Source organism: Nostoc sp. 2RC (assembly GCF_014222165.1).
Classification (GTDB): Bacteria; Cyanobacteriota; Cyanobacteriia; order Cyanobacteriales; family Nostocaceae; genus Nostoc; species Nostoc linckia.
Genome location: NZ_JACKZU010000412.1, coordinates 1 through 6,922 on the forward strand (window position 1 = coordinate 1; position 6,922 = coordinate 6,922).

Annotated in this window: 5 protein-coding genes; 4 read left to right on the forward strand and 1 reads right to left on the reverse strand. The window is 41.5% G+C overall.

What is annotated here, in order from left to right; translation table 11 throughout:
• Positions 1-31: 31 nt before the first annotated feature.
• Positions 32-1,120, reverse strand: a complete 1,089-nt coding sequence (locus GNE10_RS30060) for a DNA polymerase beta superfamily protein (protein ID WP_099068263.1) — start codon at positions 1,118-1,120, stop codon at positions 32-34.
• 525 nt (positions 1,121-1,645) lie between these two features.
• Here GNE10_RS30060 and kdpA point away from each other — a divergent pair.
• From kdpA to kdpC, 4 genes are all read left to right on the forward strand, one after another.
• Positions 1,646-3,391 carry a potassium-transporting ATPase subunit KdpA gene (gene kdpA / locus GNE10_RS30065; RefSeq protein WP_185569426.1) on the forward strand — a complete coding sequence of 582 codons (1,746 nt, stop codon included), beginning with the start codon at positions 1,646-1,648 and terminating at the stop codon, positions 3,389-3,391.
• Between the two features lie 152 nt (positions 3,392-3,543).
• The gene (gene kdpB / locus GNE10_RS30070) at positions 3,544-5,685 is read left to right on the forward strand and encodes a potassium-transporting ATPase subunit KdpB (RefSeq protein ID WP_185569428.1); all 2,142 of its coding nucleotides are present in this window, start codon (positions 3,544-3,546) and stop codon (positions 5,683-5,685) included.
• 176 nt (positions 5,686-5,861) lie between these two features.
• The gene (gene kdpF / locus GNE10_RS30075) at positions 5,862-6,131 is read left to right on the forward strand and encodes a K(+)-transporting ATPase subunit F (RefSeq protein ID WP_185569429.1); all 270 of its coding nucleotides are present in this window, start codon (positions 5,862-5,864) and stop codon (positions 6,129-6,131) included.
• Positions 6,131-6,769 (forward strand): K(+)-transporting ATPase subunit C, encoded by a 639-nt coding sequence (kdpC, locus tag GNE10_RS30080; protein ID WP_185569431.1) that lies wholly within the window; start codon positions 6,131-6,133, stop codon positions 6,767-6,769. The genes kdpF and kdpC overlap by 1 nt, the downstream gene beginning before the upstream one ends.
• The last annotated feature ends 153 nt before the right edge of the window (positions 6,770-6,922 follow it).

Here is a 6,922-nt window from a genome sequence, read left to right on the forward strand (position 1 = left end):
GCCCCATGCCCCATGCCCCATACCCAATACCTCACCACCCTTGCATTTCCACTAATTCCATGCACAATTCATTAATTTGTTCTACATTTGGTTTATGAGGTAGGGTAGATTGTTCGTAAACTATTTCCATTTCGGCAACTAAATCTTCTGCCATTTTCATCACTTGTTCATAAGAATATTCACCTTTGAGAATGGCTTTTAAATCATCAGCATCGCCAGCTATTCTCCTATCTACAATCACTTTTCCTTGACGCAATATTTCTAGTCCACTGCGTAATAATCTAATGCAGTGCATCCCATGTTTGAGGTCAAAACCAGATTTGCTTTCCATTTCGGCTCTAGCGGGATTTCGGTTTTCCTGCCAAGATAAGTAAGCTTTCCATTCTCTGAGGGCTGTTTGATAACTTTGACTTTTCTGAAGCAGGCGGATAAAGTCTTTACGGCTATTAGTTAAGTTTTGGGTATATTCTAAAGTTTCGTCTGGTAAGGTATATTGTTTTAATACTCCTTTAAAATCAATATCTGCTGTTAGTAATTTATATAATTGTTCGGCTTCTTCCAAAAATTCAATTCTGCCTCTAATTAAGTTATAAAGATATTCTAAAAACGCATTTAGTTCGTCTTTGCTTAGTGCTGTTTCTTCTTCTATGCCAAAGTCAGATGGTAATGGCTTTTTTTGCGGCGGTTTTAATAACCATTTGCGATGAGTTTCCATTTTTTTGATTTGGGCGAAGGCGTAACCGGTGTAGGTATGCTTGACTTTTTTACTCAAAAATAATTGTTTGTGGTTAATTAAATGCTGTCCTACAGGAGTGAGAAAAGGATAGTTATTTAACCAAAGTAATTCTAAAACATTGGGGTTGGCTCCAGATAATAACTGGAGGATTTTTCTTAGCTCATATATAACTGTATCTTTGTTGTTATCTAGAAATGAAAATATACCTGGTTCGTCCCAACCAGCATCTTTTTGTTCTATGCGATCGAATCCCAAATAGTACTTTTTGGATGCGATAAACACTCCGCGATAATCAAAGTCCGAATCGGGACGATTTAAACCATAGCCGTGGCTACCTGCTAAACCAACTAAAATAGTTCTTTGTTCAATTTCTATTCTTTTCATGTCTATGGAGTTTTAATTACGATGATTGTGCTATTTTAGTCCACTAAATCAGGATGTCTTGTAATCTGGCGAAAATTGGGGTTTTAGAGCTTATTTGAGGGTTGGAGTTTAAACGCAGAGGTACGCGCAGAGGTACGCAAAGAATTAGGTATGAATTAATGAAAAGTTAGGAGTGAGAAATTTTATCTTTGTCTTTGTTGTCCGGCTATATCAATTAATTATCTGTGCATGACGCTGCTTGCAATGTGGGGTAAATTGCAAATCTAACTTTTGATGGATGATTTAGGGTTTATATATTTGCAGATATAGATGAGAATAAACACTCTACAAGTTTATATTTCTGTAAAACTATATCACTGATATATCTAAGTTTAAATATTAATTTATACCTTGTGCTTCTTAACAAAAAGTTTCATGATTGACTTAGAAAGTAAATATCGTTCGAGTAAGAATTAAATTCGTTATTCAGAAAAAATAATCTAATAATCATCTCAAAAGAACTCATACTGGAGTTAGATTATTCCAATGGTAGAAGGATGGATTCAAATTATCTTAACGCTACTGATTGTAGTAGTGATTACTCCATTTTTTGGGCGCTACATGGCGCGTGTATATCAAGAACAAAGTACTTTTCTCGACCGGGTTTTAGATCCAGTTGAAAAAGTGCTTTATTCTTGGGTTGGGGTGAAAGCTAAAGAAAATATGACTGGTTGGCAGTATGGACGAGCAATCTTGTATAGCAATGTGGCAATGGGGTTGCTGATTTTCTTGATTATTATGAATCAAGGATGGCTGCCATTAAACCCAACTAAGATAAATGCTCCGACTTGGGATACAGCGCTGCACACTACTATTTCCTTTATTACTAACACTAACCAGCAGCATTATTCTGGCGAAACTTACATGAGTTATGCCAGCCAAATCTGGGGGCTTGGGTATCACATGTTTACCTCAGCAGGTACTGGTTTGGCGGTGGGAATAGCTTTTATTCGCGGATTAACTGGTAAACCTTTGGGCAACTTTTATGTAGATTTAATTCGCTCGATGACGCGAATTTTGTTGCCTATTTGTATTGTCGGCGGAATTGTTTTAATGGCGGCTGGTGTGCCGGAAACATTGGGTGGTGTGGTGGTATTGCCTACTTTGGAAGATCCTAACATTAGTCAGGCGATCGCTCGCGGCCCTGTTGCCCATTTTGAAATTATCAAGCTATTAGGTGAGAACGGCGGCGGCTTTTTCGCCATCAACTCAGCGCACCCCTTTGAAAATCCCAACGGATTTTCTAACTTAATTGAAATTGTCGCTATGCTTTCCATTCCCACTTCCTTAATCTACACCTATGGCTTGTTTGCTAACAACACTAAGCAAGCTTGGTTAGTCTATGGCATGGTGGGTGTTATTTATGTAGTATTTATTATCGTTACAGCCATTGGTGAATACAACGGTAACCCGGCTGTAAATGCTGTGCTTTCAAGTCAACAACCGAATTTAGAAGGGAAAGAAGTCAGGTTTGGTTGGGCACAGTCTGTGCTGTTTGCAGTCAGTACCACTGGTACTATGTGCGGTGCAGTCAACAGTTTACACGATTCCTTCATGCCCAACGGCGGTTTTATTACCCTTTCCAACATGTTCCTGCAAATTATCTGGGGTGGACAGGGTACAGGAACCGCTTACTTATTTGCTTACTTGATTTTGGCTGTATTCGCCACAGGCTTAATGGTGGGACGCACACCAGAATTTCTCGGACGCAAAATCGAAAAGCGGGAAGTTGTACTGGCTAGTTTCTTGATTTTGCTAGTTCACCCCATCGCCATTATGATTCCTGCTGGTATCGCCTTGGGATTTCCCGAACAATTATCAGGAATTAGCAATCCCGGCTTCCACGGCTTGAGTCAAGTGATTTATGAATACGCCTCCGCTGCTGCTAACAACGGTTCTGGGTTTGAAGGTTTAGGTGATTCCCAACCTTCGCCATTAGCAATAGCCACAGGTACACAGCCTACTTTAACCGCCTTGTGGTGGAACTTGAGTACCTGCTTTAGTTTACTAGCGGGGCGCTATATTCCCATACTGGGTTTACTGTTTTTAGCAGATAGCATGTCTCGCAAACAAGCCGTTCCCTACACCAGAGGGACATTGCGAACCGATACCGGATTATTTACAGGCGTTACCGCAGGTGTGATTTTAATTCTCGGCGCACTTACATTTTTCCCAGTACTAGCATTAGGGCCCATCGGCGAAGCGTTTTTTATCGGAAAAGGTATTGGGTGAGGAAATTTTAGATTTTGGATTAGTCAGATTGTTCTGATATTACTAATAATTGCGATAAGCGGATCGTCAAAAACCTTATTTAGTAATTCTTCTATAATCCAAAATCTCAAATCTCAAATCCAAAATCTCAAATCCAAAATCCAAAATTATATATGCCAATTACTACTAATTCTCCATCGCCCCGTGTTCCTTCAGGAACTCGTGATTCCCGCAAGCACACCCCCAAGGCAGATATGCGGGGAATTTACAAAAGAGCAATTCGCGAGTCATTTGTCAAGCTCGATCCGCGAATTACTGTGAAAAATCCAGTTATGTTTGTTGTTTGGGTGGGGACAGTTGTTACCTTTTTAGTCACCTTAAACCCAAATTTGTTTGGCACAATTGAGGCAAATGTCAACCAACAACGTTTATTAAATGGGTTGATTACTTTTATTTTGTTTTTCACGCTGCTTTTTGCCAACTTTGCGGAAGCTGTGGCTGAAGGACGGGGTAAAGCTCAAGCTGATTCTCTCAGAACGACGCGATCGGATACCATTGCTAATAAAATTCTTCCTGATGGTTCCATTGAAAAAGTCAATTCTACCCAACTACGGCGGGGGGATTTGGTAAAGGTAATTGCTAATAATCTCATTCCCGCTGATGGTGAAGTCATAAAAGGCATTGGTTCGGTGGATGAGTCTGCAATTACTGGGGAATCTGCCCCTGTGTTGAAGCAACCAGGTACGGATATTGCTAGTTCGGTGACGGGAGGTACGCGCTTACTTTCTGATGAGTTGACCATTAAGATTACCGCCGATCCCGGTCAAGGCTTTATTGACCGCATGATTTCTTTGGTGGAAGGAGCAAAACGCAGCAAAACTCCCAATGAAATAGCCTTGACGGTATTGCTAGCGGTGCTGACACAGGTGTTCTTAATTGTGGTGGCCACTATGCCGCCCTTTGTGAATTACATCGCTAATTTTATCAGCACTGTATTTAGTGTGGAGGCGGGAAATAGTTTACGTGCCGGTGCTAGCGTGGCGATTTTAATATCGTTACTGGTAGCTTTAATTCCCACAACTATTGGTGGTTTACTGAGTGCCATCGGTATTGCTGGTATGGACAGAGTTGCCCAATTTAATGTGATTGCTACCTCTGGGCGAGCGGTGGAAGCTTGCGGAGACATTAATACTTTGGTGCTAGATAAAACAGGAACCATCACCTTGGGTAACCGTATGGCTGATGAGTTTATTCCTTTAGATAATCATTCCATCGCAGATGTAGCGCGAGTTGCTTTAGCTGCTAGCTTATTTGATGAGACGCCGGAGGGCAAGTCAATTGTGGCATTAGCAGAAAAGTCACAGGTTGCAGTGGATTTTAATCTCGAAAAGGCTGAAGGTGTGGAGTTTTCCGCCAAAACCCGCATGAGTGGGACAAATTTACCCGACGGTAAACAAGTCCGCAAGGGTGCGGTGGATGCCATTAAGGGATTTGTGCGTTCTCGTGGCGGTTATGTCCCTGATGATATCGATGCAGCTTATGAGCGAGTTTCCCGCTTGGGGGGTACACCTTTAGCTGTTTGCCAAGATGAAAAAATTTATGGTGTAATTTACCTCAAAGATATTGTCAAGCCTGGTTTGCGAGAAAGATTCGACCAACTCCGCCGTATGGGTGTTCGCACCATTATGCTCACGGGTGATAATCGAATTACCGCTTCGGTAATTGCTCAGGAAGCTGGAGTAGATGATTTCATTGCGGAAGCAACTCCAGAAGACAAAATTGAAGTGATTCGCTCGGAGCAATCCCAGGGTAAACTGGTGGCAATGACTGGGGATGGTACAAACGATGCGCCCGCGTTAGCTCAAGCAAATGTGGGTTTGGCTATGAACTCTGGGACACAAGCTGCCAAAGAAGCTGCTAACATGGTGGACTTAGACTCAGACCCCACCAAATTAATTGACTTAGTAACTATTGGTAAACAGCTACTCATTACCCGTGGAGCATTAACAACCTTCTCCATTGCCAATGATATTGCCAAATATTTTGCGATTATTCCCACTATTTTTGCGGCGGCAGGAATTGGCGCACTCAATATTATGGCACTCAAGAGCGCTCAATCTGCCATTATCTCAGCATTAATTTACAACGCCTTAATTATTCCGGCATTAATTCCCTTAGCACTTAAAGGAGTAAAATTCTTGCCTCTTTCAGCAGACCAATTACTACGCCGCAACATTTTAATTTATGGTGTGGGTGGTATTATCGCTCCCTTTATTGCTATCAAAATTATAGATATCATCTTGCCCTTGTCTTAACACTAGTAGTCTGGCAACCCAAAATTGCTGGGTTTGGACTGGGAAAAGGGTAAAGGGGAAGGGGGAAAGAATCAAATTATTCATCCGCCATTCGTATGAAATTCATTCTGAATTCTGACTCCTGATTCCTGAATTCTGTTTGATAATTTATTTCTTGAAAAATCCTGAATTCACTTATGAAATTCGTTCATATCCAACACATTATTCCTATATTCCAAGTGTCGGAAGTAATAGCTGAAATTTGGTATCAATGGCGGAGACAAAAACTACCATTGTATTTATTTCTAGCAATGTGCTTCAACTTAGTGGTTGCACCTGTGGTTTATGCGGCCACAAGCGAACAACTTTCCAAGAGTCAAGCTTGGGGAGTGGGACTGCTAGGAGTGGTGACGGTGGGACTTTCTATTTATTTATTTTTTGTGATGTTTGTACCGGAGAAATTTTAATGAGTTTTGCACGTGAAGTCAGCAGGGCTATTCGTTCTACCTTGGTACTGTGGGTAATAGGAGCGATTATTTATCCTTTTTTGATGATTGCCATTGGGCAAATTGCGTTTCCCTTTCAAGCAAATGGTAGCCTACTGACAAATAGTACAGGTGAAGTTGTGGGTTCTGCGTTAATTGGTCAACCTTTTAGTAGCGATCGCTATTTTAACAGTCGTCCCAGCACCACTAGCTACAGTACTGCCAACCCCAAAAAAGATGATGCGGGAATTTTGCAAACTGGAGTTTCCGGTGCTAGTAACTTAGCTCCCAGTAACCCCGCATTATTAGAACGCATCAAAGGAAAGGATGACCCAGACCCCAGTAAAAAAGTTGAAGGTGATTTTAATCGTCTAAAAACAGCAGGGGTAGAGCCAACTGCGGATCTTGTCTACACCTCTGGTTCCAGCCTTGACCCCCACATCACCCCAAAAGCCGCCAAAGCCCAAATTGCACGAGTCGCCAAAGCGCGAAAAATTGAGCCAAACCAACTGGAAACTTTAATTGCTGAAAACACCGATGGGCGTTTTCTCGGTATTTTTGGTGAGCCTGGAGTTAATGTTTTGAAGTTGAATTTAGCTTTAGATCGGCTCAAGGGATAATATCATGAAAATTGCCTAAAAAATTTATTGATTCAGGCTTTAGCTCTCCGAATTTTAGAAAAATCTGGGGAGTTTTTTGTTGGCAATTATGAATAATATTAACGTGAGTTCGACGGCTCTAAAAACCCCTCTCCAAACCTCTCCCCCACAGGG